The sequence below is a fragment of the Streptomyces sp. NPDC036822 genome (assembly GCF_055609145.1).
Map to the genome: position 1 here is coordinate 148,929 of NZ_JBVJPY010000010.1, position 23,748 is coordinate 172,676.

Sequence of the window (23,748 nt, forward strand, 5' to 3'; positions counted from 1 at the left end):
CCGTGGCTCACCCCCGGCCCCCGCGCCGTCGCCCGCGCCCGTGCCCGAGCCGGTCTCGGAACTCCTGTCGCTCTCCACCGCACCTCCCTCTCTCAGGGACTCCCCGCACGTACGCCGAGTTCCCCCTCCCCGTACATCTTCGCGATCACGGCCTCGATATCCGGCTCCCGCACCGACAGATCCACCAGCGGATACCTTGCCGCCACCGCCGCCACGATCGGCGCCGCCGAGGCGGACGACGGGAAGGCGAGCACCTGACGCGGACCTTCCGACCGTACGAAGCGCGCCCCCGGCACCTCGATCGGCGGCAGTTCCCGCTCCAGGTCCACCACGAGCAGCCGCTCGCTCTCCCCCACCGCGTGCAGTCCCGCCAGCTCCCCGTCGTACATCAGCCGGCCGTGGTCGATGACCATCACCCGCTTGCACAGCTGCTCGATGTCCGTCAGATCATGCGTGGTGAGCAGCACGGTCGTGCCCCGTGAGGCGTTCAGCTCGCGCAGGAACTCCCGTACCCGCGCCTTCGACACCACGTCGAGGCCGATCGTCGGCTCGTCGAGGTACAGAACCTCCGGGTCGTGCAGCAGCGCGGCCGCGATGTCCCCGCGCATCCGCTGGCCGAGGGAGAGCTGGCGTACGGGGACGTCGAGGAGGTCCTTCAGCTCCAGGAGTTCGACGCAGCGGGCGAGGTTCGCGGCGAAGCGGTCGTCCGGGATGCGGTACATCCGGTGCATCAGGCGGTACGAGTCCTTCAGCGGCAGGTCCCACCACAGCGTGGTGCGCTGCCCGAACACCACCCCGATGCGCTGCGCGAGCCGCGTCCGCTCGCGCGAGGGGTCGATCCCCGCGACCCGCAGCCGGCCGGCGCTCGGGGTCAGGATGCCGGTCAGCATCTTGATCGTCGTCGACTTGCCGGCGCCGTTCGGGCCGATGTAGCCGACCATCTCGCCGCGCGCCACGTCGAAGCTGATCCCGTCGACGGCGCGGACCTCCCGCTTCTCGCGGCGGACGAGGCCCACCTTGCGGCGCACCGAGAACACCTTCTCGACGTCCCGCAGCTCGATGAAGCCCCCGGCGCCGGGGGGACCGTCGGAATGGACGGGGTCGATGAAGGACACGGTCAGCTCCCTGTCGATCGGTACGAACGAAGTCCCACCCGCCACACCAGGCCGGCGAGCCCGCAGCACACCGCCGCGACCAGCGGTGACGCGAACGCCGCCGCGTCCGGCACTCCGGCCGGCGCCTCGCGGCCGAGGATGTACAGCGCCGGCAGCCAGTTCACGAACGCCAGCGGCACGACGTACACGACCCCGCGCACCAGCTCCTGCGCGAAGATCGACGGCGGGTACTGCAGCAGCGTGTTGCCGCCGTAGCTGAACGCGTTGGTGACCTCGGCGGCGTCCTGCGCCCAGAACAGGACCGAGGCGCCCACGACCATGACGGCCCCGAAGATCAGCGCGCCGCACACGATCGTCACCGGGAGCAGCAGCACCTTCACCACCGTCCACTCCACGTCGAGGACCAGCAGGCCCCAGACCAGCACCAGCAGCCCCTGCGCGACCCGGCCGAGCCGGCGCAGGGCGAACTGGTCCGCCGCCACCTGCGCGAGGACGGGGGCCGGGCGCATCAGGAAGGTGTCGAGCGAGCCGTCGCGCACCCGCTTGCCCATCCGCTGGAGGGAGCCCATCGTCAGGTCGGTGAGGCCGAAGGACGTGCTGGTCGTCCCGTACAGGAAGGCCACCTCGCCGAACGAGAAGCCGCCGAGGCCCCGCACCTGACCGAACATCAGCAGGATGACGACGAAGTCGAAGAAGGTGACGGTGAAGCTGGAGAAGACGGTCAGCGCGAAGGAGGCCCGGTAGGTCATCGTCGACCTGATCCACATCCCGGCCACCATCCGGTACGTACGCCAGGAGTCGACCGCCGCCCGCCGGAGCGCCGCCCCACGGGAAGCCGGGCGGGCCGCCCCCTTCCCGGGGGTACGCGCCGGACCGGCAGCCACCCCCTCGCGCGCGGAGACGTCAGCCACCCTGCACCACCACCTTCCGCGTCGCCGCCCACTGCGCCGCCCGCCCCGCCGCGAGCAGCACCACCGCCCAGCAGCCCTGGAACGCGTACGCGCCGAGCAGCCCCCACCCCTCGTACCGCTCCAGAAACACGTCCGCCGGGATCTGGAGCATCGACGCCCACGGCAGCACCCGCGCCAGCTCGCCCAGCGCGCCCGGGAAGACGTTGAGGGGCAGCAGCATCCCGGAGAAGAACAGGCCGCCCAGCCAGGCCACCTGGGCCACGCCCTGCCCGTCGAGGAGCCAGAACGCGCTCATCGCGACCAGGTACCAGACGGCGAAGCTGACGATCGAACCCAGCGCGACGGCGAGCAGGAACGCGAGCCAGGTCAGCGGCCGCGCGGGCAGCCTGAAGTCGAAGACGAGCGCTCCGACGGCCATCGGCACGACCCCGCGGCCCAGCAGCAGGTACGCGGACCGGCCCGCGTTGTCCGAGAACCACCAGGCCTGCAGGTCGGCGGGCCGGTAGAGATCGACGGCGATGTCACCCGTACGGATCCGCTCCATCACCTCTTCCTGGAACCCGCCGCCCATCAGTCCGCAGGCGGCGAGCAGCGCCTGACCGATCCACACATAGGCGAGCGCGTCGTCCATGTCGTACCCGCCGAGCAGGGGCCTCTCGTCCCAGAGGGCGATGTAGGTGTACGACAGGATGAAACCGAAGACGGTGTTGGTGAACACCCCCGCGGCCGTGGCCATGCGATACGTGGCATGGCGCCGGAAACCCCCCGCGGCGACCGTCGCGTACAGCCGCACCACACACGCTCCCTCCGACCGGCACCGAAGCGCACGACCCTAGCGGGGCGCGTACCGCCATCGCGAGCGGATTTCGAGTCGTATTCAAGGCTTCTGTCCCTGTACGTGCAGTATGGGATGGCCACGCCCCCTTCATCCGGTACGGGAGCCGCACACATGAGCGACGGCCAGTCTCGGCAGCCCGGTTGGGAGCCGAGGGATCCCACCCTCCCCACCGAGCCCACCCCACCGCCCCGGCCGCGCGGGCCCGGGACCGGAAGGAAGGCCCGCCGCCGGACCCGGGGGCGGCGCGTCCTGCGCTTCCTGCTCGGGAGCCTGCTGCTCGTCGTCCTGCTGCTGGCCGGCGGGTTCGCCGCCGGTTACCTGCTGGTGGACATCCCGCCCGCCAACGCCGCCGCCACCGCCCAGTCCAACCTGTACCTCTACGCGGACGGCACCCCCCTCGCCCGCGACGGCGACGTCAACCGCGAGAACGTACGCCTCGAACGGGTCCCGGAGACCGTCCGGCACGCCGTACTGGCCGCGGAGGACCGCGACTTCTACTCCCAGCCCGCCGTCGACCCCAAGGCCATGCTCCGCGCCGCCTGGAACACCCTGCGGGGCAAGGGCAGACAGTCCGGCTCGACCATCACCCAGCAGTACGTCAAGAACTACTACCTGGTCCAGGAACAGACCGTCACCCGCAAGGTGAAGGAGTTCTTCATCGCCATCAAGCTCAACCGCGAGAAGAGCAAGGACGAGATCTTCGAGGGCTATCTGAACACCAGTTACTTCGGCCGCAACGCCTACGGCATCCAGGCGGCCGCGCACGCCTACTACGACAAGGACGTGCAGGACCTCGACATCCCCGAGGCCGCCTACCTCGCCTCGCTCCTCAACGCCCCCACCGCCTACGACGTGGCCGCCCGCCCCGAGAACCGGTCCAAGGTGCTCGCCCGCTGGAACTACGTCCTGAGCGGCATGGTGAAGGAGCGGTGGCTCACCCCCGCCGCCCGGGCCGCCGCCGTCTTCCCGGCACCGCCGGCCGCCCGCCCCGCGACCGGCCTCTCCGGCCAGCGCGGCTACGTCGTCCAGGCCGTCGGGGACCACCTCGCGGCCCGGGGCGTCATCGACGCGAAGACCCTGGCCGGTGGCGGGTACCGCATCACGACCACCCTGGAGAAGCCGAAACAGGACGCCTTCGTCACCGCCGTCGACGAGGAGGTCATGTCCCGGCTCGACCCGGAGCGCAACCCCGTCGACCGCTTCGTCCGGGTCGGGGGCGCGGCGATCGACCCCGCCACCGGCCGGGTCGTCGCCCTGTACGGCGGCGTCGACTACACCCGGCAGTACGTCAACAACGCCACCCGCCGCGACTACCAGGTCGGCTCCACCTTCAAGCCCTTCGTCCTCGCGGCGGCCGTCGAGAACGCGGCGCAGACACAGGACGGCCGCGCGATCACCCCCAACACCTACTACGACGGCACCAACAAACGCCCGGTCGAAGGGTGGAACGGCGACCTCTACGACCCGGCCAACGAGGACGACCTCTCCTACGGCCCCCTCACCCTCCGCTCGGCCACCGATCAGTCCGTCAACGCGGTGTACGCCCAGCTGGCGGTGGACGTCGGGCCCGACGAGGTCAAGGAGACGGCCATCGCCCTCGGGCTGCCCGCCAAGACCCCCGACCTCAACGCCACCCCCTCGATCGCCCTCGGCCCGGCCACCGCCAGCGCCCTGGACATGGCACAGGCGTACGCGACCCTCGCCGACCACGGCACGCACCGCGCGTACACCCTGGTGGACCGGATCAGCCGGGACGGCCGGGAGCTGGAGATCCCCGCCCGGGAGACCCGGCAGGCGGTCGGCCGGGAGGCCGCCGACACCACCACGTCGGTCCTGCGCGGAGTGGTGGAGAGCGGTACGGGCAAGGCGGCGCTGACCGCGGGCCGGCCGGCGGCCGGCAAGACCGGCACGGCGGAGGAGGACCGGGCCGCCTGGTTCGCCGGCTTCACCCCCGACCTGGCGACCGTGGTCACGCTGATGGGCCAGGACCCCAAGACCGGGCGGCAGAAACCGCTGTACGGCGCGCTCGGCCTGCCCCGCATCGACGGGGGCGGGGCGCCGGCCGCGATCTGGGGCCACTTCACCCGGGAGGCTCTGGCCGGCACGGCGCCGAAGGAGTTCGAGCTCCAGCTCGCGCCGGGCGCGGAGGAGATGCCCGAACCGGCGGACCCGCTGGATCCGGAAGGCTGGGAACACCAGGAGCAGGCCGGCGAGGCCGGCCGCCCCGACGGACGGCAGCACCCCGGCCGCCCCGACGCGCCGGAGGCCGGCGACCGCGTCGAGCGGTTCCCGTCCACCGGCCGGTAACGGCAGCCCGGACGCGGTCCAGGGGGTGGCTTGCCGATCTTGCCGGGCGCTACCCCCGGCCGCGTCGGCAGGACACGACCTAGTGCCCGGAGGTCGCGTCCGGACCCACCCCTGAAACGACCTAGTGCCCGGAGGTCGCCTTCAGGCCCACCACCGCGACCAGCAGCAGGCAGACGAAGAAGATCCGCGCGGCGGTCACCGGCTCGCCGAGCACCACCATGCCGAGCACCGCCGCACCGGCCGCGCCGATGCCCACCCAGACGCCGTAGGCCGTACCGATCGGCAGCGTCTTCGCGGCATGGGAGAGCAGCATCATGGAGGCGACGATCCCGGCGGCGGTGAAGACGCTCGGCCAGAGACGGGTGAAGCCGTCGGTGTACTTCATACCGATCGACCAGCCGACCTCGAGCAGACCGGCGATGACGAGAAGAACCCAGGCCATGACGACGAACACCTCCGCGAGACGGATCAACAGGGGTGCGTCGTCTTTGCGTGTCCTGCGTCAGGCCCGGTACGGCGCGTCTCGTCGGGTGTCCCCAGCGTAGCAAAAGACGGACAAAAGACCTGGTGACAGCGGTCACCAGGCCTCACGTCCGCGGCTGCACGTCCGGAGCTACAGATACAGGCCCGTGGAATCCGTGGACCCCTGGAAGCGGTCGGCCGCCACCGCGTGCAGGTCGCGCTCGCGCATCAGGACGTACGCCACCCCCCGCACCTCGACCTCGGCACGGTCCTCGGGGTCGTACAGAACCCGGTCACCGGTCTCGACCGTACGGACGTTCTGGCCGACGGCGACGACCTCGGCCCAGGCCAGCCGGCGCCCGACCGCGGCCGTGGCCGGGATCAGGATGCCGCCGCCCGAGCGCCGCTCACCCTCGGGAGAGTCGGTCCGGACCAGGACACGGTCGTACAGCATCCTGATGGGCAGCTTGTCGTGCGTGTTCTCGCTCACGCCCCGAACCTACCTGCCCGGGCGTGTCGGCCGTACCCGGGTCGGGACAGTGCCACGCGTCATCCCCTGCGCCTTCGCGACGAGGTCGCGAGCAGCCCCACCAGGGCCACGGCGACCAGGGCCACCGGCACCACCCGTTCCAGGCGCGGCGCGCCGTCGGCGTGCGTGAAGCGCGCCTTCACACCGGAGACGGTCCGGTTCACGGCGACGAACGCCCGTCCGGCGGTGTGGTCGACCGTCGAGGCGACCCTCGCCTTCGCGTCGCCGATGATCGTCTTCGGGTGCATCCGAATACCGATCTCGTCGAGAGTCTCGGCAAGCTGGTCGCGCCGGCGGACGATGTCCGCCTCGATCTGCGCAGGGGTCCTGGCGTCCGACACCGCGCTGCCTCCGTTGTCGTCATCGGTTCGTTGATGGACAGTCTGTCAGCTTCCGCGCTCCCGGGTTGGCCTCGACCCCCATTAGGCTCTTCCGGCGTACGCGTACTTCCTCCGAGGAGAGCCATGAGCGAGCGACTTCAGCCCGGCGACACCGCCCCCGCCTTCACCCTGCCCGACGCGGACGGCAACGAGGTCTCGCTGGCCGACCACAAGGGCCGCAAGGTCATCGTCTACTTCTACCCCGCCGCCCTCACGCCGGGCTGCACCAAGCAGGCCTGCGACTTCACGGACAACCTGGACGTGCTCGCCGCCGCGGGCTACGACGTCATCGGCGTGTCCCCCGACAAGCCGGAGAAGCTCGCGAAGTTCCGCGAGAAGGAGTCCCTGCGGGTGACCCTCGTCGGCGACCCGTCGAAGGAGGTCCTGGAGGCCTACGGCGCCTTCGGCGAGAAGAAGCTGTACGGCAAGACCGTCACGGGCGTCATCCGCTCCACGGTCGTCGTCGACGAGGACGGCAAGGTCGAGCGCGCCCTCTACAACGTGAAGGCCACCGGCCACGTCGCCAAGATCCTCAAGGACCTGGCCATCCAGCCCTGACCTGCCCCTACGTCCCCGCACGCGGGGGCCCGACGTACCGGCCGGAGGTGACGGAGGTCCCATCGGAAGGTGACTTCCGTTTGTGAACGGCGTGACCGCGCAGATGTTCCTCTTGGAGTTCCACGCCCCGAGAAAGGACGTACGGTCATGCCGGCCACCGACCGCGACAACGCGGCCGACCCCGATGCCCTCAAACGCCACCCGCGGCTGTTCCGGGCCATCACCCGTCGGCAGCGACCCCGGCTGCGCCGGACGGACATCACGGTGACCGACGAGGCGGCCGTCAAACGAGCCGTGAAGGCGGCGTCGCTCGGGAACGCCATGGAGTGGTTCGACTTCGGCATCTACGCCTATCTCGCCGTCACCCTCGGTCACGTCTTCTTCCCGTCAGGGAACGACACCGTCCAGCTGCTGTCCTCGTTCGCGACCTTCGCCGTCGCGTTCCTCGTCCGCCCGCTCGGCGGCATGTTCTTCGGCCCGATGGGTGACAGGCTCGGCCGCAAGAAGGTCCTGGCCCTGACCATGATCCTCATGGCGGTCGGCACGTTCGCGATCGGCCTCATCCCGTCCTACGCCTCGATCGGCTTCTGGGCGCCCGCCCTGCTGGTCTTCTTCCGGATGCTCCAGGGCTTCTCCACCGGCGGCGAGTACGGCGGCGCCTCGACCTTCATCGCGGAGTACGCCCCCGACCGGCGCCGCGGCTTCTTCGGGAGCTTCCTGGAGTTCGGCACCCTGGCGGGCTACGTCGCCGCGGCCGGACTGGTCACGGCCCTGAGCGCCTGGCTCGGCACCGACACCATGGAGGCCTGGGGCTGGCGCGTCCCGTTCCTCGTGGCCGGACCGCTCGGCCTGGTGGGGCTCTACCTGCGGCTGCGGCTCGACGAGACACCCGCCTTCCAGAAGCTGGAGAGCGAGTCGGCGCACGCCTCGGAGGCGGCGGACACCGTCGAGACCTCCGCCAAGGGCGACCTGGCCAAGATCTTCCGGCAGCAGTGGCCGACGCTGATCCTCTGCATCGCGCTGGTCGGCGCCTACAACATCACCGACTACATGCTGCTGTCGTACATGCCGACGTACCTCTCCGACGAACTCGGCTACAGCGAGACGCACGGGCTGCTCATCCTGCTGCTGGTGATGGTCCTCCTGATGCTGATCATCACTCAGGTGGGTCGGCTCAACGACCGCTTCGGGCGCAAGCCCGTCCTGATGGCGGGCATGCTCGGCTTCCTCTTCCTCTCGCTCCCCGCCTTCCTGCTGATCGGCCAGGGCGGTGTCCCCGCGATCACGGCCGGCATGCTGATGCTCGGCCTGTCCCTGGTCTGCATGCTGGGCACGATGTCGGCCGCACTCCCCGCGCTCTTCCCGACGAACGTGCGCTACGGCTCCCTGTCGGTCGGCTACAACCTCTCGGCGTCGCTGTTCGGCGGGACGACCCCGCTGGTCATCACCGCGCTGATCGGCGCGACCGGCAGCAACCTGATGCCCGCGTACTACGCGATGGGCGCGGCGCTCGTCGGCGTCGTGGCGGTGGCCTGCATGAAGGAGACCGCGCGAAAGCCGCTGGAGGGCTCACCGCCGTCGGTGGAGACCGAGGAGGAGGCGGCGGAACTGGTCCTGGCCCAGGCGCCCGCACCGAAGTTCTGAGCCTCCCGCCTGCGCGGCTGGCCCGCCCACTACGATGGACGCGCACGCGGCCGTGGTGGAACTGGCAGACATGCTGGGTTTAGGTCCCAGTGGGGTAACACCCGTGAGGGTTCGAATCCCTCCGGCCGCACCGCATGCGAAAGGGCCGCACCGGTCGGTGCGGCCCTTCCGCATGGTCACGGCGCTCCAGGCGCCGCGCCCCCTCGTCTCAGCCCAGCAGCTCCCTGACCACCGGCACCAGTGCCCTGAACGCCTTCCCCCGGTGGCTGATCGCGTTCTTCTGCTGCGGCGTCAGCTCCGCGCACGTCACCTCGTGGCCCTCCGGCTGGAGGATCGGGTCGTAGCCGAAGCCGTTCGTGCCGGCCGGGGCGTGGCGCAGGGTGCCCGGCATGCGGCCCTCGACCACGCGTTCGGTGCCGTCGGGGAGGGCGAGGGCCGCGGCGCAGGCGAAGTGGGCGCCGCGGTGCGGGGTGTCGATGTCGGCGAGCTGGGCGAGGAGGAGTTCGAGGTTGGCCCGGTCGTCGCCGTGGGTGCCGGCCCAGCGGGCGGAGAAGATGCCGGGGGCGCCGCCCAGGACGTCGACGCAGAGGCCGGAGTCGTCGGCGACGGCGGGGAGGCCGGTGGCCTGGGCGAGGGCGTGGGCTTTGAGGAGGGCGTTCTCGGCGAAGGTGACGCCGGTCTCCTTGACGTCGGGGATCTCCGGGTAGGCGTCCGCGCCGACGAGGTCGTGGGGCAGACCTGCGTCGGCGAGGATCGCGTGGAGTTCGGTGATCTTTCCGGCGTTACGGGTGGCGAGGATCAGACGGGTCATGGTGCCGATTATCCCGGCGTGCAGACCTTGCCGATCTCGGTGGCGGCGTCGGTGACGGGCTTGATGTCGGGGGTGGTGTCGCCGTTGTTCACGGCGGTGCGGACGGACTCGACGCCCTTGGTGAGGTCGTCGACGGCCTTGGAGAGGTCGGCGTTGTCCGTGGTGTCCTTGAGGTTGCCCAGTTCGGTGGAGATGTCGTTGAGGGCTTCGTTGAGCTGGGTCGGGTCGTTGGAGGCGTTGGAGACGGCCTGCTGGAGCTTGTCGACGCTGGTGGCTATCGCGTCGGCGGTGGCGACGCAGTCCATGGCCTTGTCGAGGGCTCCGCAGCCGACGAGGGTGGTGGTGAGTACGGCGGCGGTGGCCACGGCGAGTGCGAGTCGGCGCTTCAAGTCAGGTCCTCCCCTGGTGTGCGGAACGGGCGCACGGTCGTGCCGTGCGCCCGTGTCACGAAGGACGCCGGTGTGGGCCTTCGTGGTTGCCACGGCGGGCCGTGGCGGGTGGGTCGCGGTGAGTGCGGGTCGCCGGTCGCTGGACGCCGGTCGCCGGTCGCGAGGGGCTACAGCGTTCCTTCGAGGGCCTGGCGCTGGAGTTCGGCGAGTTCGGCGCAGCCACCGGAGGCCAGGTCGAGGAGGGCGTTGAGCTCCTTGCGGTCGAAGGGCTCGGCTTCGGCGGTGCCCTGGACCTCGACGAAGCGGCCGTCGCCGGTGCAGACGACGTTCATGTCGGTCTCCGCGCGGACGTCCTCTTCGTAGCAGAGGTCGAGGAGCGGGATGCCGTCGACGATGCCGACGGAGACGGCGGCGACGGTGCCGGTGAGGGGCTTGCGGCCGGCCTTGACGAGCTTCTTGGCCTGGGCCCAGGTGATGGCGTCGGCGAGGGCGACGTAGGCGCCGGTGATGGCGGCGGTGCGGGTGCCGCCGTCGGCCTGGAGGACGTCGCAGTCGAGGACGATGGTGTTCTCGCCGAGCGCCTTGTAGTCGATGACGGCGCGCAGCGAGCGGCCGATGAGGCGGGAGATCTCGTGCGTGCGGCCGCCGATCTTGCCGCGGACGGATTCGCGGTCGCCCCGGGTGTTGGTGGAGCGGGGGAGCATCGAGTACTCGCCGGTGACCCAGCCCTCTCCGCTGCCCTTGCGCCAGCGGGGGACGCCTTCGGTGACGGAGGCGGTGCAGAAGACCTTGGTGTCACCGAAGGAGACGAGGACGGAGCCCTCGGCGTGCTTGCTCCATCCGCGTTCGATGGTGACGGGGCGGAGCTGTTCGGCAGTACGGCCGTCGATACGAGACATGGGTCGAGCGTAGCCGTACGCGAGGGAGGGCCCGTTCCCCTGCCGGAACGGGCCCTCCTTCAGGTGAGGGGGTGGCTCACATCATGTCTTCGATGTCGGCGGCGATGGGGTCGGCGTCGGTACCGATGACGACCTGGATCGCGGTGCCCATCTTGACGACGCCGTGGGCGCCGGCGGCCTTGAGGGCGGCTTCGTCGACCTTGGTGGGGTCGATGACCTCGGTGCGCAGGCGGGTGATGCAGCCTTCGACCTCTTCGATGTTGTCGATGCCGCCGAGCCCGGCGACGATCTTCTCAGCCTTGCTGGCCATGTGTCTCTCCCTGTCCGTTCCGTTCGGAGAACGTAAGTCTCGGCGCACCCACGGTCCGCTTTGTCACGGTAACCCACGGTTGGCCCAACTTCGCGAGCGGGTGCACGGGTTCTGCCGAATGATGACGATCACCGGCGCCCTGCCCTGAGCGGGCTCCGGGGAGCCTATCGCAACTGGTCTACACCAGTGTGCAACGCGAGCCGGGGCGCGCTTGTTCCGGGACCAGGGAGGACGCCGATGAGTAGCGACAGTGCCACCGCACCGCGCAAGAACTGGCGGAACGGCCTCTTCCAGGGGCTTCAGAAGGTGGGTCGCAGCCTCCAGCTTCCCGTGGCCGTCCTGCCGGCGGCCGGACTGCTGGTCAGCCTGGGCAATCTCTTCGCCGCGTATCTGCACGGCGATTTCTGGGAGAAGACCTCGGCCGTGCTGCTGGGAGGCGGCACCGCGATCCTCGACGGGTCGTTCGGCCTGCCGCTGCTCTTCTGCATCGGTGTCGCGATCGGTTTCGCGAAGAAGGCGGACGGCTCCACGGCGCTGGCGGCGGTGGTCGGCTTCCTCGTCTACTTCAACGTCCTGAAGGTCTTCCCGCGTGAGGGGACGGTGACGCCGGAGCTGCCGGAGGGGGTCCCGCAGAATCCCGGGGTGCTGGGCGGCATTCTGATCGGCCTGCTGACGGCGGTGGTCTGGCAGCGCTTCCACCGCACGAAGCTGGTGGACTGGCTCGGCTTCTTCAACGGCCGCCGACTGGTCCCGATCATGATGGCGTTCTTCTGCGTCGTGCTCGGCGTGCTGTTCGGGCTGCTCTGGGAGCCGGTGGGCGACGCTCTGACCTGGTTCGCGAAGCAGCTGATCGATCTCGGCGCCTGGGGCTCGGCCATCTTCGGTGTCGCCAACCGGCTGCTGATCCCGATCGGCATGCACCAGTTCATCAACACCTTCTTCTGGTTCCAGGCGGGCGAGTACACCAAGGCGGACGGCACGGTGGTCCAGGGCGACCTGACGCGCTTCTTCGCGGAGGACCCGTCGGCGGGTCAGTTCATGTCGGGCTTCTTCCCGATCATGATGTTCGGCCTGCCGGCCGCCGCGCTCGCCATCGCCCACTGCGCGCGGCCCGAGCGCCGCAAGGAGGTGACGGGCCTGATGATCTCGGTGGCCCTCACCTCGTTCGTCACCGGTGTGACCGAGCCGCTGGAGTTCTCGTTCATGTTCGCCGCGCCGCTGCTCTACGGTCTGCACGCGCTGCTGACGGGTGCGTCGATGGGGATCACCTGGGCGCTCGGGGTGCACGCGGGCTTCAGCTTCTCGGCGGGGCTGATCGACTACGTCGTCAACTGGCATCTGGACACCAAGCCATGGCTGATCATTCCGATCGGACTGGGCTTCGCCGTCGTCTACTACGTGCTGTTCCGCTTCCTGATCACGAAGTTCGACATCCCGACGCCGGGCCGGGAGCCGGTCGAGGTGGAGGAGCAGCTGGAGCGGGACATCACGAAGCCGTAACCCCCAAGCCCCCGGATCCCCTCGGCGCGGAGGGCCTCGGACCCGCTTTCCCATGGTCGACAAGGCCCCTGGACCTCATGGTCCGGGGGCCTTCCGTCGTGCCTGCCCGGCTATGGCTGAGTCCACAGAATTCGCAGGTTCCTTATCTAAGTCTCACGTGCTAAAACTGGTCTACACCACTCATTGGTGTAGACCACGCGGTCCAGACCACCGCGTTCCACGAGACGCCGCCGTCGCCCCCTTTCACTGTCCTCTGGCGGCGCCTTGCCTTACTGGAGGAAGTTGATGAGTACGGCCACCGCCCAGGCCGCCGCTCCCGCGAAGAAGCGCGGATCCGGCCTGTTCCAGGGCCTGCAGAAGGTCGGTCGCAGCCTGCAGCTGCCGATCGCCGTCCTGCCGGCCGCGGGTATCTTGCTCCGTCTCGGCCAGCCCGACGTCTTCGGCGCCGACGGGCTCGGATGGGACAAGGTCGCCTCCGTGTTCGCCACGGCCGGCGGCGCTGTCTTCGACAACCTGCCGATGCTGTTCTGCATAGGCGTGGCCATCGGCTTCGCCAAGAAGGCCGACGGCTCCACCGCCCTCGCCGCCCTCGTCGGCTTCCTTGTCTACGCCAACGTCCTCAAGGCCTTCCCGGTGACCGAGGCCGTCGTGAACACGACCGCCAACAAGGGCGTCGACGTCGCGGCCACGTACAACAACCCGGGCGTCCTCGGCGGCATCCTCATGGGTCTGCTCGCCGCGGTGCTGTGGCAGAAGTTCCACCGCACCAAGCTGGTCGACTGGCTCGGCTTCTTCAACGGCCGCCGTCTCGTCCCGATCATCATGGCCTTCGTCGGCACCGCGGTGGGCGTCGTCTTCGGTCTGGTCTGGGAGCCGATCGGCAACGGCATCTCCAGCTTCGGCGAGTGGATGACGGGCCTCGGCGCCGCCGGTGCCGGCCTGTTCGGCCTGATCAACCGCGCGCTGATCCCGGTCGGCATGCACCAGTTCGTGAACACCGTCTCCTGGTTCCAGATCGGTGACTTCACCAACGCGGCCGGCGAGGTCGTCCACGGTGACCTGAACCGCTTCTTCGCGGGTGACCCGAGCGCCGGAATCTTCATGTCCGGCTTCTTCCCGATCATGATGTTCGGCCTCCCGGCCGCCGCGCTCGCCATCGCGCACTCCGCTCGCCCGGAGCGCCGCAAGGCCGTGACCGGCATGATGGTCTCCCTCGCGCTGACCTCCTTCGTCACCGGCGTGACCGAGCCGATCGAGTTCTCGTTCATGTTCATCGCGCCGCTCCTGTACGCGATCCACGCGATCCTGACCGCCGTCTCGATGGCCGTCACCTGGGCCCTCGGCGTCCACGCGGGCTTCACGTTCTCCGCGGGCGCCATCGACTACCTCCTGAACTGGAACCTCGCGACGAAGCCGTGGCTGATCATCCCGATCGGCCTGGTCTTCGCGGTGGTCTACTACGTCCTCTTCCGCTTCGCGATCACCAAGTTCAACCTCACCACCCCGGGCCGCGAGCCCGAGGAGGAGATCGAGGACCTCACCAAGGCGTGAGCCTCACCCGTACGACGGAAGGGCCCCGGAACCGCACAGGTTCCGGGGCCCTCCCCGTTGCGCGGTGGCCGGCGCCGGTCAGATCTCGTAGACCGCGCCCGGCCGCGCCAGCTCCGTCGGGCCGCTGTAGACCGCGCGCGCGTCCGCCAGGTTCAGGGCGCCGTCCGTCCACGGCGGGATGTGGGTCAGCACCAGCCGGCCGACCGAGGAACGGGCCGCCTCCGCCCCCGCCTCCCGGCCGTTGAGGTGCAGCGCCGGGATGTCCTCCTTGCCGTGGGTGAAGGACGCCTCGCACAGGAACAGGTCCGTCCCCGCTGCCAGTTCGTGCAGCGCGTCGCACACCCCGGTGTCCCCGGAGTACGTCAGGGAACGGCCGCCGTGCTCGATCCGGATGCCGTACGCCTCCACCGGGTGGCACACCTTCTCCGTACGGACGGTGAACGGGCCGAGCTCGAAGGTGCCCGACGTCAGCGTCCGGAAGTCGAAGACCTCGCTCATCGCCTTCTCCGAAGGGGTGTCCGCGTACGCCGTGGTCAGACGCTGCTCGGCGCCTTCCGGGGCGAAGACGGGGAGCGCGTCGCAGCGGCCGCCCTCGTGGCGGTAGTAGCGGGCGACGAAGTAGCCGCACATGTCGATGCAGTGGTCGGCGTGGAGATGGCTGAGGAAGATGGCGTCGAGGTCGTACAGACCGATGTGGCGCTGCAGCTCGCCCAGGGCGCCGTTGCCCATGTCGAGGAGCAGCCGGAAGCCGTCGGCCTCTACGAGGTAGCTCGAACAGGCCGAATCCGCGGACGGGAACGACCCGGAGCAGCCGACGACGGTGAGCTTCATGGAGCGTGAACCTCCGAGGAAGGGCGTCCGTGGACGGTGCGGGACAGTCGCTGGGGAGTCACTGGAGAGTCGCTGAGCGGTCACTGAGGGAGAGATCGTGCGATCTGCCGAGCCTACGGCTCACGCAGGCCCGTCGCTCCTCGTGAGTGCCCCGTTGTGGGCGAACTCACGGGCGCTGTCACCGGTTCGGATGGACCTGGGGGCGCGGGGGCGCGGGCGGGGGGCCGCCGGTAACGTCGTGGGGTATGGACACGTCATGGTGGCCGGCGCTCGTCGCGGTCGTGGTGCTCGCGCTGGTCGTCGCGCTGGTGGACGGCCTCAAGCGCTCGCGCTCACGCCCCCGGGGCCGTGACCGGGGGCCCGGAAGCCCGTCGCGCAGGCCGCCCGGGCGGCCGTCGGGGCCGCGGCGCGCGCCCGCGAAGAGGCCCGGGACAGCGCCCGCGAAGGCGCCCGGCCGGGTGCCGCGGGCCGGTGAGATCTGGTGGGCCGACGTGCCCTACGAGGACGGCCCCGGGTCGAAGGACCGGCCGTGCCTGGTGCTCTCGCTCCGCGGCGACCAGGCGCTCGTCGTCAAGATCACCAGCAAGTACCACGACGAGCGGCCGGGGGTGATCGCGTTGCCGCCGGGGGCCGTGGGCGACGCGCACGGGCGGCCGAGCTTCCTGGAGACGGACGAGCTGCGGGAGGTCCCGGTGCGGGAGTTCCGCCGCAGAGTGGGAACGGCGGACCCGGTCGTATGGGACCGGGTCCGCCATCTGGCGTGAGCGCCGAGGTCCGCGCGCCGGGGAACCGGGGCGGGACGGGCTCTCAGGCCCAGAGCTGGCCCTGGAGCGTCTCGATCGCTTCCTCCGTCGTCGCGGCGGTGTAGACGCCCGTCGACAGGTACTTCCAGCCGCCGTCGGCGACGACGAAGGCGATGTCCGCGCTCTCGCCGGCCTTCACGGCCTTGTTGCCCATGCCGATCGCCGCGTGCAGCGCCGCGCCCGTCGAGACGCCCGCGAAGATGCCCTCCTGCTGGAGGAGCTCGCGGGTCCGGGTGACGGCGTCGGCCGAGCCGACCGAGAAGCGGGTGGTGAGGACGGAGGCGTCGTAGAGCTCCGGCACGAAGCCCTCGTCCAGGTTCCGCAGGCCGTAGACCAGGTCGTCGTACCGCGGCTCGGCGGCGACGATCTTGACGTCGGGCTTGTGCTCGCGCAGGTAGCGGCCGACGCCCATGAGGGTGCCGGTGGTGCCGAGGCCCGCCACGAAGTGCGTGATGGAGGGCAGGTCGGCGAGGATCTCGGGGCCGGTGGTGGCGTAGTGCGCGCCCGCGTTGTCGGGGTTGCCGTACTGGTAGAGCATCACCCACGAGGGGTTCTGCGTCGCCAGCTCCTTGGCGACCCGTACCGCCGTGTTCGACCCGCCCGCCGCGGGGGACGAGATGATCTCCGCCCCCCACATGGCGAGCAGCTGGCGCCGCTCCTCGCTGGTGTTCTCCGGCATGACGCAGACGATGCGGTAGCCCTTGAGCTTCGCCGCCATGGCGAGGGAGATGCCGGTGTTGCCGCTGGTCGGCTCCAGGATCGTGCAGCCGGGGGTGAGCCGGCCGTCCTTCTCCGCCTGCTCGATCATGTGGAGCGCGGGGCGGTCCTTGACCGAGCCGGTGGGATTGCGGTCCTCCAGCTTGGCCCAGATGCGGACGTCGTCCGAGGGTGAGAGCCGGGGCAGGCGGACCAGGGGCGTGTTGCCGACCGCCGCCAGCGGGGAGTCGTAACGCATGTGGATCAGACCATGCCGCCGGCGACGGCCGGCAGGATCGTGACGTTGTCACCGTCGGTGAGCTTGGTGTCGATGCCGTCGAGGAAGCGGACGTCCTCGTCGTTCAGGTAGACGTTGACGAAGCGGCGCAGGCTGCCCCCGTCCACGATGCGGGCCTCGATCCCGGTGTGGCGGGACTCCAGGTCGGCGAAGAGCTCGGCGAGGGTCTCACCGCTGCCCTCGACGGCCTTGGCGCCGTCGGTGTAGGTGCGGAGGATGGTCGGGATGCGGACCTCGATGGCCATGGCGTGGGCTCCTGTCGGGAGTGACGTGGTGGGCGCGCGGCTGGGGCCCCCGCGCGGAAGGGGGTCGTGCTGGAGGTGCGCTCGGGCCGTAGATCGGTGGTCAGAGCGCGGCGCGGGACGTACACATCGCGCTGGCGAGGCGGCACAGGTCGACGTGCAGACGGGCCACGAGCAGGGGTGTGCCCGGCGTCTGTTCGCTCACGTCGTGGGAAACCATGCGGTCATCGTATCGATTCCCGGTCCGGGTTCCGGAATGTGATCTCACATGACGGACAGTTGCTGCTCGCCAGTCGGACGGGGTGCGGGCGCGGCGGCCGGGGGCCCCTGGTGGGGCCGTCACTCGGGCCAGGCGGAGCCCTCGATGGTGGTGACGAAGTCGCCGGGGACGAAGCCGGGAACGAAGCGCCGCAGCACGTCCGCCTTCACGTTGCCGAACGTCGTCTCCGGCCTGGGCGCGATCCCCTCGGCGAAGGCGCCCAGGATCCGGCGCTTGAAGTCGGGGCGGGGGTGGAGCGCGACGATCGCCGCCCGGTCCTCGGGGGAGACGACGGCGGGGTCGTCGTAGCCGATGCCCAGCACGTCGTACTCCACGCCGGCGGTCACGAGCGCCACCTCCGGCTCCATGAACTGCGGGATGCCGGGGGTGGTGTGCAGGGCGATCGCCGTCCAGACGCGCCGTACCGCGTCCTCGCCGACCCCGTACGAGCGGAGGAAGGCGGCGGCCTCCTCCGCTCCGTCGACCTCGAAGCGGCGGCCGCTGTCGCGGTGGGCCTCGCGGAGGCCGAGGTCGTGGAACATCGCGCCGACGTAGAGGAGTTCGAGGTCGACGTCGAGTCCTCGGGCGCGGCCCTGGAGGGCTCCGAAGAGGTGGACGCGGCGGGAGTGGTGGTAGATCAGCTCGCTCGTGGTGTCGCGGACCAGCTCGGTGGCGGCGGTGGCGATCGCGCTGTCGGGGACGATCTCGTCGAGGTTCATGGCCCCAGCCTCCTCGGCGCGGTCCGCCCCCGCCATGTCCTTGAGGACGGGTGTCCCACACAATCGGACACATGGCACACACCGTGGTGGTCCTCGCCTTCGACGGCGTCCGTCTGCTCGACGTCTCCGCGCCCCTGGAGGTGTTCGGCACGGCCGGCCCGGCCTACGCCGTCCGCGTCTGCACGCCGGGCGGGCGGGACGTGCGGACCTCGACCGGGCTCCGCCTCGGCGCCGATCTGGCGGCGGAGGAGGTCACGGCGGCGGACACGCTCGTGGTGCCCGGCGCGGTGGACGTGGAGCGGTGCGTGCGCGCCCCGGGGACGGTGGCGCACGTCGCCGCGCTCGCTCCCCGGGCGAAGCGGGTCGCGGCGGTGTGCACGGGGGCCTTCGCGCTCGCCGCCGCGGGGCTCCTCGAGGGGCGGCGGGCGACGACGCACTGGGAGCACGCGGCCGAGCTGGCGCGCCGCCACCCCGGGGTGGAGGTGACCCCGGACGCGATCTTCGTCGAGGACGGGCCGGTCTTCACCTCGGCGGGGGTGAGCGCCGGGATCGACCTGTGCCTGGCGCTGGTGGAGCGGGACCGGGGTCCGGCGGCGGCCCGGGCGGTCGCCCGTGACCTGGTGGTGTTCCTCCAGCGGCCGGGCGGCCAGTCGCAGTTCTCGGCCGCCTCGCGCACGCCCCCGACCGGTCATCCGCTGGTGCGGCCGCTGCTCGACGCGGTGGCAGCCGACCCGGGCGCCGACCACAGTGCCACGGCGCTCGCGCATCGGGCGGGGGTCAGCGTCCGCCACCTGGCCCGGCTGTTCCGGGAGCAGACCGGCGCGACTCCGGCCGGATACGTGGAGCGGGTCCGGGTGGAGGCGGCCCGGCTCCTGCTGGAGGGCGGGGCGAGCGTCACCGGTGCGGCGGCGCGCAGCGGGCTCGGCAGTGACGAGAGCCTGCGCAGGGCGTTCGCCCGGCACTTCGGGGTGACGCCCTCCGCCTACCTCGCCCGCTTCCGCACGGCCGGGACGGGCGCGGGGGCCGGCGCCGGTTCCGGGCCGGAGGGGGCTCAGGCCTCGACGTAGGCCTCGACGACCTGGACGTCCTCCTCGGTGACGACACCCTCGACGATGGTGAAGGAGCGGAACTGGAAGGGCCCCGCGCCGTCGGTGTCGGCCGTGGAGACCAGGACGTAGTGGGCGGCCGGCTCGTTCGCGTAGGAGATGTCCGTACGGGACGGGTAGGCCTCGGTCGCCGTGTGCGAGTGGTAGATGACCACGGGCTCCTCGTCCCGGTCGTCCATGTCGCGGTAGAGCTTGAGCAGGTCGGCCGAGTCGAACTCGTAGAACGTGGGCGAGCGCGCGGCGTTCAGCATCGGGATGAACCGCTCGGGGCGGCCGGTGCCGGCCGGGCCCGCGACCACGCCGCAGGCCTCGTCGGGGTGGTCCGCGCGGGAGTGTTCCACGATCTGGTCGTACAGGGCCCGGGTGATGGTCAGCATGTCGGACAGGATAGACAGACGGGCCGCCCCGTACCGAGGAGTGGTACGGGGCGGCCCGAATGCCGAGACGAGTGCGTCAGGAACGCTTGGCGAAGGCCGCGCCCTCGGGGTTGCGGGACTTCAGGACCAGGTAGGAGACGCCCAGGATCAGGCCCCAGACGGGCGCGCAGTAGAGGGAGACGCGGGCCCCCTCGTCGATGCCCATCATCACGATGACCATGAGGATGAAGGCGAGCGCGAACCAGCTGGTGTAGGGGGCTCCGGGGGCCTTGAAGGTGGACTCGGGGAGTTCACCGCGGTTCGCCTTGGCCCGGTAGCGGATCTGGCAGACCAGGATCATGATCCAGGCCCACATGCCGGAGATGGTGGCGAAGGAGACGACGTACTCGAAGGCCTTGCCCGGGGCGACGTAGTTGATCCAGACGCCGACCAGCATCAGCGAGGCCGAGAAGGTCAGGCCGAGCAGCGGGGTGCCGTTCTTGGTGAGCCGCGTGAAGACCTTCGGGCCCTGGCCGTTGAGCGCGAGGTCGCGCAGCATGCGGCCGGTGGAGTACATGCCCGAGTTGCAGGAGGACAGGGCCGCGGTCAGCACCACGAAGTTGACGATGGCGGCGCCGACGCCGAGGCCCATCTTCTCGAAGGCGGCGACGAACGGGGAGACGCCCGGCTGGAACTCGGTCCACGGCACGACCGACAGGATCATGATGAGCGCGCCGACGTAGAAGACGGCGATGCGCCACGGCACGGTGTTGATCGCCTTGGGCAGGACCGTCTTCGGGTCCTTGGACTCGCCGGCGGTGACGCCGACCAGCTCGACCGCGAGGAAGGCGAACATGACGATCTGCAGGGTCATCAGCGTGTTGCCGACGCCGGTGGGGAAGAAGCCGCCCTGGTCCCACAGGTGGGTCACGGAGGCGGTGTCGCCCGCGTCGGAGAAGCCGACGGTGAGGATGCCGGCGCAGATCAGGATCATGCCGATGATCGCGGTGACCTTGACCATCGAGAACCAGAACTCCAGCTCACCGAAGAGCTTCACCGAGATCAGGTTGGCGCCGTAGAGGATGACCGTGAAGACCAGTGCGGAGATCCACTGGGGGATGTCCCACCAGTACGTCATGTAGGTGGCCGCGGCGGTGACCTCGGTGATGCCGGTGACGACCCAGAAGAGCCAGTACGTCCATCCGGTCACGAAGCCCCAGAACGGGCCGACGAACTCACGGGCGTACTCCGCGAAGGAGCCCGACACCGGGCGGTACATGAGCAGCTCGCCCAGGGCCCGCATGATGAAGAAGATGACCAGGCCCGCGACGGCGTAGGCGAGGATCAGGCTGGGGCCGGCCTTGGCGATGGCCTTGCCCGCGCCGAGGAAGAGGCCGGTGCCGATGGCGCCGCCGATCGCGATCATCTGGATCTGCCGGGCGCCGAGGCCACGCTGGTAGCCCTCGCCGCCGCCCACGGCCCCGTCGGTGCCGTCGTTCTGCTTGTCGACCTGCACTGAGGTCATGGTGGTGCGCCTTTCTCCATGCTGATCCGCGCCGACTGCGTCTGGCCGCGGATCAGGTCCTGATCCCCCCGGATGTGGATGGAGTGCTACCGGCGATCAGCCGGCCGAAGCGCCCCCGGGAACAGGGGTGGCGTCCCCGGGCGGTCGTGAAGATTTATCACGGCGGAAACAGTGATCGGCCGGGGCGATTGTGGCGCACGCCACAGGAAGAAGAGGACAGAAAGGACTCAAGACGGCAAGCCAGAACACTTTGGTGACGGATTCGTTATGCGGATTTGAGCGTCCGCTGAGCGAACGGCGCGTGACGTTCGGGAGGTGCGGGGCCGCCGGTCCGTACGGGGACGGGCCAGGGAGGGGCCGGACACGACCTACGGCATCAGCGTCTCGACGAGGGTCTCCTGGAGCGCCCCGAGCCAGAGGTACGCCATCACCATCGGCTTGCGCGGATCGGAGTCCGGCAGCCGGTACAGGTCACCACTCTCGTCCTCGTCGGTGACCTCCAGCCGGGTCCCGATCGTCAGCCGCAGGTCGTTGAGCGCGCCGAGCCAGGCCCGCGACTCGTCGGCGGTGAGCTTGAGGACGGCCCCGGCCTCGCCGGTCGGGGCCAGCGCGTCGAGACTGCGGACGACGCAGAGGGCGTCGGCGCGCTTGCGGGACCGCAGGTCCTTCTCGGTGAACCGGCGGAAGTCGGCCGCGGCGGCCCGCAGCTCCTCGTCCTCGTCGCCGTACGCGTCGGGGAAGAGGCGCTTGAGCGCGGGGTCGCTGGGGGCCTCGCTCGGCCCCTCGGCGAAGAGCGCGGCGAGCGGGTCCTCGCCCTCGACGGGCTCGTCGCCCGGTCCGAGCAGCTCCATGAGCTGGACGGCGAGGGAGCGGAGGATGGAGATCTCGACCTCGTCGAGCGCGACGGCCGCGCCGCCGCCCGGCAGCGCCTCGAAGTGCCGGGCCATCAGCCGCGGTCCTGCGACAGCGTCGCCCACAGGCCGTAGCCGTGCATCGCCTGCACGTCCCGTTCCATCTCCTCACGCGTGCCGGCGGAGACCACCGCGCGGCCCTTGTGGTGCACGTCGAGCATCAGCTTGTGCGCCTTGTCCTTGGAGTAACCGAAGTACGCCTGGAAGACGTAGGTCACATAGCTCATCAGATTGACCGGGTCGTTGTGCACGATCGTCACCCACGGCACGTCCGGCTCGACGACCGCGAAGGTCTCCTCGGACGATTCCGTACGTTCGATCTCGATAGGCGCGACGCTCACTCACCCCATGCTGCCACCCGAAGTGGCGTGTCGCACAAACGGGTCACACGGCCGGACGTAGAAATCGTCACTCTGACGAGTATTCGGGGGTAGCATCGCTGACATGAACGCTGCGGACCTTGGGCTCCCGGTGGACGTGCCGTCGACCGCGCTCTTCACCGACCAGTACGAGCTGACCATGCTCCAGGCGGCCCTCCGGGGCGGCACCGCCGACCGGCGCTCCGTCTTCGAGGTCTTCACCCGGCGCCTGCCCGAGGGGCGGCGCTACGGCGTGGTGGCCGGCACGGGACGGGTCCTGGACGCCGTCGAGAACTTCCGTTTCGACCCGGCCGTGATCGGCTTCCTGCGCGAGCAGGGCATCGTTGACGAGCCGACCCTCCAGTGGCTCGCGGGCTACCGCTTCTCCGGGGACATCTGGGGCTACCCCGAGGGCGAGGTGTACTTCCCCGGCTCGCCCCTCCTGCGGGTCGAGGGCTCCTTCGCCGAGTGCGTGCTCCTGGAGACGGTGATCCTCTCGATCCTCAACCACGACTCGGCCATCGCGGCGGCCGCCTCCCGGATGTCGGCCGCGGCCGGCGGCCGGCGGCTGATCGAGATGGGCGCCCGGCGCACCCACGAGCTCGCCGCGGTCGCCTCGTCGCGGGCCGCGTACGTCGGCGGCTTCGACTCCACCTCGGACCTCGCGGCCGGCTTCCGCTACGGCATCCCGACCGTCGGCACCTCCGCCCACGCCTTCACCCTGCTGCACGACACCGAGCGGGACGCGTTCCGGGCGCAGGTCGACTCGCTGGGCAGGGGTACGACCCTGCTCGTCGACACCTATGACGTGGCCGAGGCCGTCCGCGCCGCCGTGGAGGTGGCCGGCCCGGAGCTCGGCGCCGTGCGGATCGACTCCGGCGACCTGCTCCTCGTGGCGCACCGGGTGCGCGCGCAGCTCGACGAGCTGGGCGCGACGAACACCAGGATCGTGGTCACCTCGGACCTCGACGAGTACGCCATCGCGTCCCTGGCGGCGGCCCCGGTGGACGCCTACGGGGTGGGGACGCAGCTGGTCACCGGCAGCGGGCACCCGACCTGCTCGATGGTCTACAAGCTGGTCGCCCGCGCCCGGTCGGCGGACCCGAAGGCGCCGCTGACGGCGGTGGCGAAGAAGTCGCTGGGCGGGAAGGCGTCGGTCGGCGGCCGCAAGTGGGCGGCGCGGCGGACCGACGCGGACGGCGTGGCCGAGGCGGAGGTGATCGGCACGGGCCAGGTCCCGCCGGAGCTGGCCGACCGCACGCTGCTCGTCGAGCTGGTCAAGGGCGGCGACGTGGTGGCCCGCGAACCGCTGGAGGCGGCCCGGGCGCGGCACATCGCGGCGCGGGCCGGGCTGCCGATGTCGGCGATGCAGCTGTCCCGGGGCGAGCCGGTGCTGCCGACCGAGTACGTGTAGGACGCAGTCGTAACGCCCTGAAATG

27 protein-coding genes, 1 tRNA gene and 1 riboswitch are annotated in these 23,748 nt (G+C 70.6%); of the genes, 9 read left to right on the forward strand and 19 right to left on the reverse strand.

Annotated elements, in window-relative coordinates:
• Positions 1-92: 92 nt before the first annotated feature.
• Genes ACZ68P_RS23050 through ACZ68P_RS23060 form a run of 3 tightly spaced genes read right to left on the reverse strand, consistent with a single transcriptional unit; the run spans position 93 to position 2,819 of the window.
• Positions 93-1,115: an ABC transporter ATP-binding protein gene (locus tag ACZ68P_RS23050; protein WP_471009058.1), complete on the reverse strand. Its 1,023-nt coding sequence runs from the start codon at positions 1,113-1,115 to the stop codon at positions 93-95.
• A 2-nt stretch (positions 1,116-1,117) separates the two neighbouring features.
• Positions 1,118-2,026, reverse strand: a complete 909-nt coding sequence (locus ACZ68P_RS23055; protein ID WP_471009061.1) for an ABC transporter permease — start codon at positions 2,024-2,026, stop codon at positions 1,118-1,120.
• On the reverse strand, positions 2,019-2,819 hold the full coding sequence (locus ACZ68P_RS23060; protein ID WP_471009232.1) for an ABC transporter permease: 801 nt from the start codon (positions 2,817-2,819) through the stop codon (positions 2,019-2,021). The genes ACZ68P_RS23055 and ACZ68P_RS23060 overlap by 8 nt, the downstream gene beginning before the upstream one ends.
• A gap of 156 nt (positions 2,820-2,975) precedes the next feature.
• Here ACZ68P_RS23060 and ACZ68P_RS23065 point away from each other — a divergent pair, with 156 nt between their 5' ends.
• Complete coding sequence (locus tag ACZ68P_RS23065; protein WP_471009063.1) at positions 2,976-5,171, forward strand: transglycosylase domain-containing protein; 2,196 nt, start codon at positions 2,976-2,978, stop codon at positions 5,169-5,171.
• 121 nt (positions 5,172-5,292) lie between these two features.
• On the opposite strand, the gene ACZ68P_RS23070 is transcribed toward ACZ68P_RS23065, so the two are convergent.
• The 3 genes from ACZ68P_RS23070 to ACZ68P_RS23080 all read right to left on the reverse strand — a co-directional run bounded on the left by ACZ68P_RS23070 (position 5,293) and on the right by ACZ68P_RS23080 (position 6,503).
• The gene (locus ACZ68P_RS23070; protein WP_471009065.1) at positions 5,293-5,613 is read right to left on the reverse strand and encodes a DMT family transporter; all 321 of its coding nucleotides are present in this window, start codon (positions 5,611-5,613) and stop codon (positions 5,293-5,295) included.
• Between the two features lie 34 nt (positions 5,614-5,647).
• Positions 5,648-5,724, reverse strand: a riboswitch (guanidine-III (ykkC-III) riboswitch).
• A gap of 60 nt (positions 5,725-5,784) precedes the next feature.
• Entirely contained in the window at positions 5,785-6,123 is a 339-nt protein-coding gene (locus tag ACZ68P_RS23075) for a GroES family chaperonin (protein WP_471009067.1), read from the reverse strand.
• A gap of 59 nt (positions 6,124-6,182) precedes the next feature.
• Positions 6,183-6,503 carry a DUF3618 domain-containing protein gene (locus tag ACZ68P_RS23080; RefSeq protein WP_365715336.1) on the reverse strand — a complete coding sequence of 107 codons (321 nt, stop codon included), beginning with the start codon at positions 6,501-6,503 and terminating at the stop codon, positions 6,183-6,185.
• Positions 6,504-6,626: 123 nt separating this feature from the next.
• Between ACZ68P_RS23080 and bcp the strand changes: the two genes are divergently transcribed.
• The 3 genes from bcp (at position 6,627) to ACZ68P_RS23095 (ending at position 8,874) form a co-directional block, all read left to right on the forward strand.
• A complete protein-coding gene (gene bcp, locus ACZ68P_RS23085) occupies positions 6,627-7,100 on the forward strand; it encodes a thioredoxin-dependent thiol peroxidase (RefSeq protein ID WP_365715337.1) in 474 nt (157 codons plus the stop codon).
• 147 nt (positions 7,101-7,247) lie between these two features.
• Positions 7,248-8,744 carry a glycine betaine/L-proline transporter ProP gene (gene proP, locus ACZ68P_RS23090; protein ID WP_471009069.1) on the forward strand — a complete coding sequence of 499 codons (1,497 nt, stop codon included), beginning with the start codon at positions 7,248-7,250 and terminating at the stop codon, positions 8,742-8,744.
• Between the two features lie 46 nt (positions 8,745-8,790).
• Positions 8,791-8,874: transfer RNA gene (locus tag ACZ68P_RS23095), tRNA-Leu, on the forward strand.
• A gap of 78 nt (positions 8,875-8,952) precedes the next feature.
• On the opposite strand, the gene rdgB is transcribed toward ACZ68P_RS23095, so the two are convergent.
• The 4 genes from rdgB to ACZ68P_RS23115 all read right to left on the reverse strand — a co-directional run bounded on the left by rdgB (position 8,953) and on the right by ACZ68P_RS23115 (position 11,153).
• Complete coding sequence (gene rdgB / locus ACZ68P_RS23100) at positions 8,953-9,555, reverse strand: RdgB/HAM1 family non-canonical purine NTP pyrophosphatase (protein WP_471009072.1); 603 nt, start codon at positions 9,553-9,555, stop codon at positions 8,953-8,955.
• Positions 9,556-9,563: 8 nt separating this feature from the next.
• Positions 9,564-9,944 carry a hypothetical protein gene (locus ACZ68P_RS23105; RefSeq protein WP_365715340.1) on the reverse strand — a complete coding sequence of 127 codons (381 nt, stop codon included), beginning with the start codon at positions 9,942-9,944 and terminating at the stop codon, positions 9,564-9,566.
• Between the two features lie 167 nt (positions 9,945-10,111).
• Positions 10,112-10,843, reverse strand: a complete 732-nt coding sequence (gene rph, locus ACZ68P_RS23110; RefSeq protein ID WP_471009076.1) for a ribonuclease PH — start codon at positions 10,841-10,843, stop codon at positions 10,112-10,114.
• A gap of 76 nt (positions 10,844-10,919) precedes the next feature.
• Positions 10,920-11,153, reverse strand: a complete 234-nt coding sequence (locus ACZ68P_RS23115; protein ID WP_356604889.1) for a PTS sugar transporter subunit IIB — start codon at positions 11,151-11,153, stop codon at positions 10,920-10,922.
• A gap of 237 nt (positions 11,154-11,390) precedes the next feature.
• Between ACZ68P_RS23115 and ACZ68P_RS23120 the strand changes: the two genes are divergently transcribed.
• Positions 11,391-12,653 (forward strand): PTS transporter subunit EIIC, encoded by a 1,263-nt coding sequence (locus tag ACZ68P_RS23120; RefSeq protein ID WP_471009079.1) that lies wholly within the window; start codon positions 11,391-11,393, stop codon positions 12,651-12,653.
• Between the two features lie 285 nt (positions 12,654-12,938).
• Positions 12,939-14,204, forward strand: a complete 1,266-nt coding sequence (locus ACZ68P_RS23125) for a PTS transporter subunit EIIC (RefSeq protein WP_471009082.1) — start codon at positions 12,939-12,941, stop codon at positions 14,202-14,204.
• 78 nt (positions 14,205-14,282) lie between these two features.
• Here the strand turns inward: ACZ68P_RS23125 and ACZ68P_RS23130 are convergent, their stop codons facing one another.
• On the reverse strand, positions 14,283-15,035 hold the full coding sequence (locus ACZ68P_RS23130) for an MBL fold metallo-hydrolase (RefSeq protein ID WP_471009085.1): 753 nt from the start codon (positions 15,033-15,035) through the stop codon (positions 14,283-14,285).
• 245 nt (positions 15,036-15,280) lie between these two features.
• Here ACZ68P_RS23130 and ACZ68P_RS23135 point away from each other — a divergent pair, with 245 nt between their 5' ends.
• Complete coding sequence (locus ACZ68P_RS23135) at positions 15,281-15,799, forward strand: type II toxin-antitoxin system PemK/MazF family toxin (RefSeq protein ID WP_471009088.1); 519 nt, start codon at positions 15,281-15,283, stop codon at positions 15,797-15,799.
• 43 nt (positions 15,800-15,842) lie between these two features.
• On the opposite strand, the gene ACZ68P_RS23140 is transcribed toward ACZ68P_RS23135, so the two are convergent.
• The 4 genes from ACZ68P_RS23140 to ACZ68P_RS23155 form a co-directional block, all read right to left on the reverse strand.
• Positions 15,843-16,793, reverse strand: coding sequence for a PLP-dependent cysteine synthase family protein (locus ACZ68P_RS23140; RefSeq protein ID WP_471009090.1), 951 nt, complete (start codon positions 16,791-16,793; stop codon positions 15,843-15,845).
• A gap of 5 nt (positions 16,794-16,798) precedes the next feature.
• Entirely contained in the window at positions 16,799-17,077 is a 279-nt protein-coding gene (locus ACZ68P_RS23145; protein WP_365715347.1) for a MoaD/ThiS family protein, read from the reverse strand.
• Positions 17,078-17,177: 100 nt separating this feature from the next.
• Positions 17,178-17,294 carry a putative leader peptide gene (locus ACZ68P_RS23150; RefSeq protein ID WP_332836496.1) on the reverse strand — a complete coding sequence of 39 codons (117 nt, stop codon included), beginning with the start codon at positions 17,292-17,294 and terminating at the stop codon, positions 17,178-17,180.
• A gap of 119 nt (positions 17,295-17,413) precedes the next feature.
• Entirely contained in the window at positions 17,414-18,088 is a 675-nt protein-coding gene (locus ACZ68P_RS23155; protein ID WP_471009234.1) for an HD domain-containing protein, read from the reverse strand.
• Between the two features lie 35 nt (positions 18,089-18,123).
• Here ACZ68P_RS23155 and ACZ68P_RS23160 point away from each other — a divergent pair, with 35 nt between their 5' ends.
• Positions 18,124-19,119: a GlxA family transcriptional regulator gene (locus ACZ68P_RS23160; RefSeq protein ID WP_471009092.1), complete on the forward strand. Its 996-nt coding sequence runs from the start codon at positions 18,124-18,126 to the stop codon at positions 19,117-19,119.
• On the opposite strand, the gene ACZ68P_RS23165 is transcribed toward ACZ68P_RS23160, so the two are convergent.
• The 4 genes from ACZ68P_RS23165 to clpS form a co-directional block, all read right to left on the reverse strand.
• A complete protein-coding gene (locus ACZ68P_RS23165; RefSeq protein ID WP_471009095.1) occupies positions 19,104-19,535 on the reverse strand; it encodes a M67 family metallopeptidase in 432 nt (143 codons plus the stop codon). The two genes, ACZ68P_RS23160 and ACZ68P_RS23165, sit on opposite strands and share 16 nt — an antisense overlap.
• A gap of 76 nt (positions 19,536-19,611) precedes the next feature.
• On the reverse strand, positions 19,612-21,039 hold the full coding sequence (locus tag ACZ68P_RS23170) for an amino acid permease (protein ID WP_471009097.1): 1,428 nt from the start codon (positions 21,037-21,039) through the stop codon (positions 19,612-19,614).
• Positions 21,040-21,407: 368 nt separating this feature from the next.
• Positions 21,408-21,986 (reverse strand): DUF2017 domain-containing protein, encoded by a 579-nt coding sequence (locus ACZ68P_RS23175; RefSeq protein ID WP_471009099.1) that lies wholly within the window; start codon positions 21,984-21,986, stop codon positions 21,408-21,410.
• Positions 21,986-22,291, reverse strand: a complete 306-nt coding sequence (gene clpS, locus ACZ68P_RS23180; protein WP_365715354.1) for an ATP-dependent Clp protease adapter ClpS — start codon at positions 22,289-22,291, stop codon at positions 21,986-21,988. Before clpS ends, ACZ68P_RS23175 begins: the two co-directional genes overlap by 1 nt.
• A gap of 103 nt (positions 22,292-22,394) precedes the next feature.
• Between clpS and ACZ68P_RS23185 the strand changes: the two genes are divergently transcribed.
• Positions 22,395-23,723, forward strand: coding sequence for a nicotinate phosphoribosyltransferase (locus ACZ68P_RS23185; RefSeq protein WP_471009101.1), 1,329 nt, complete (start codon positions 22,395-22,397; stop codon positions 23,721-23,723).
• The last annotated feature ends 25 nt before the right edge of the window (positions 23,724-23,748 follow it).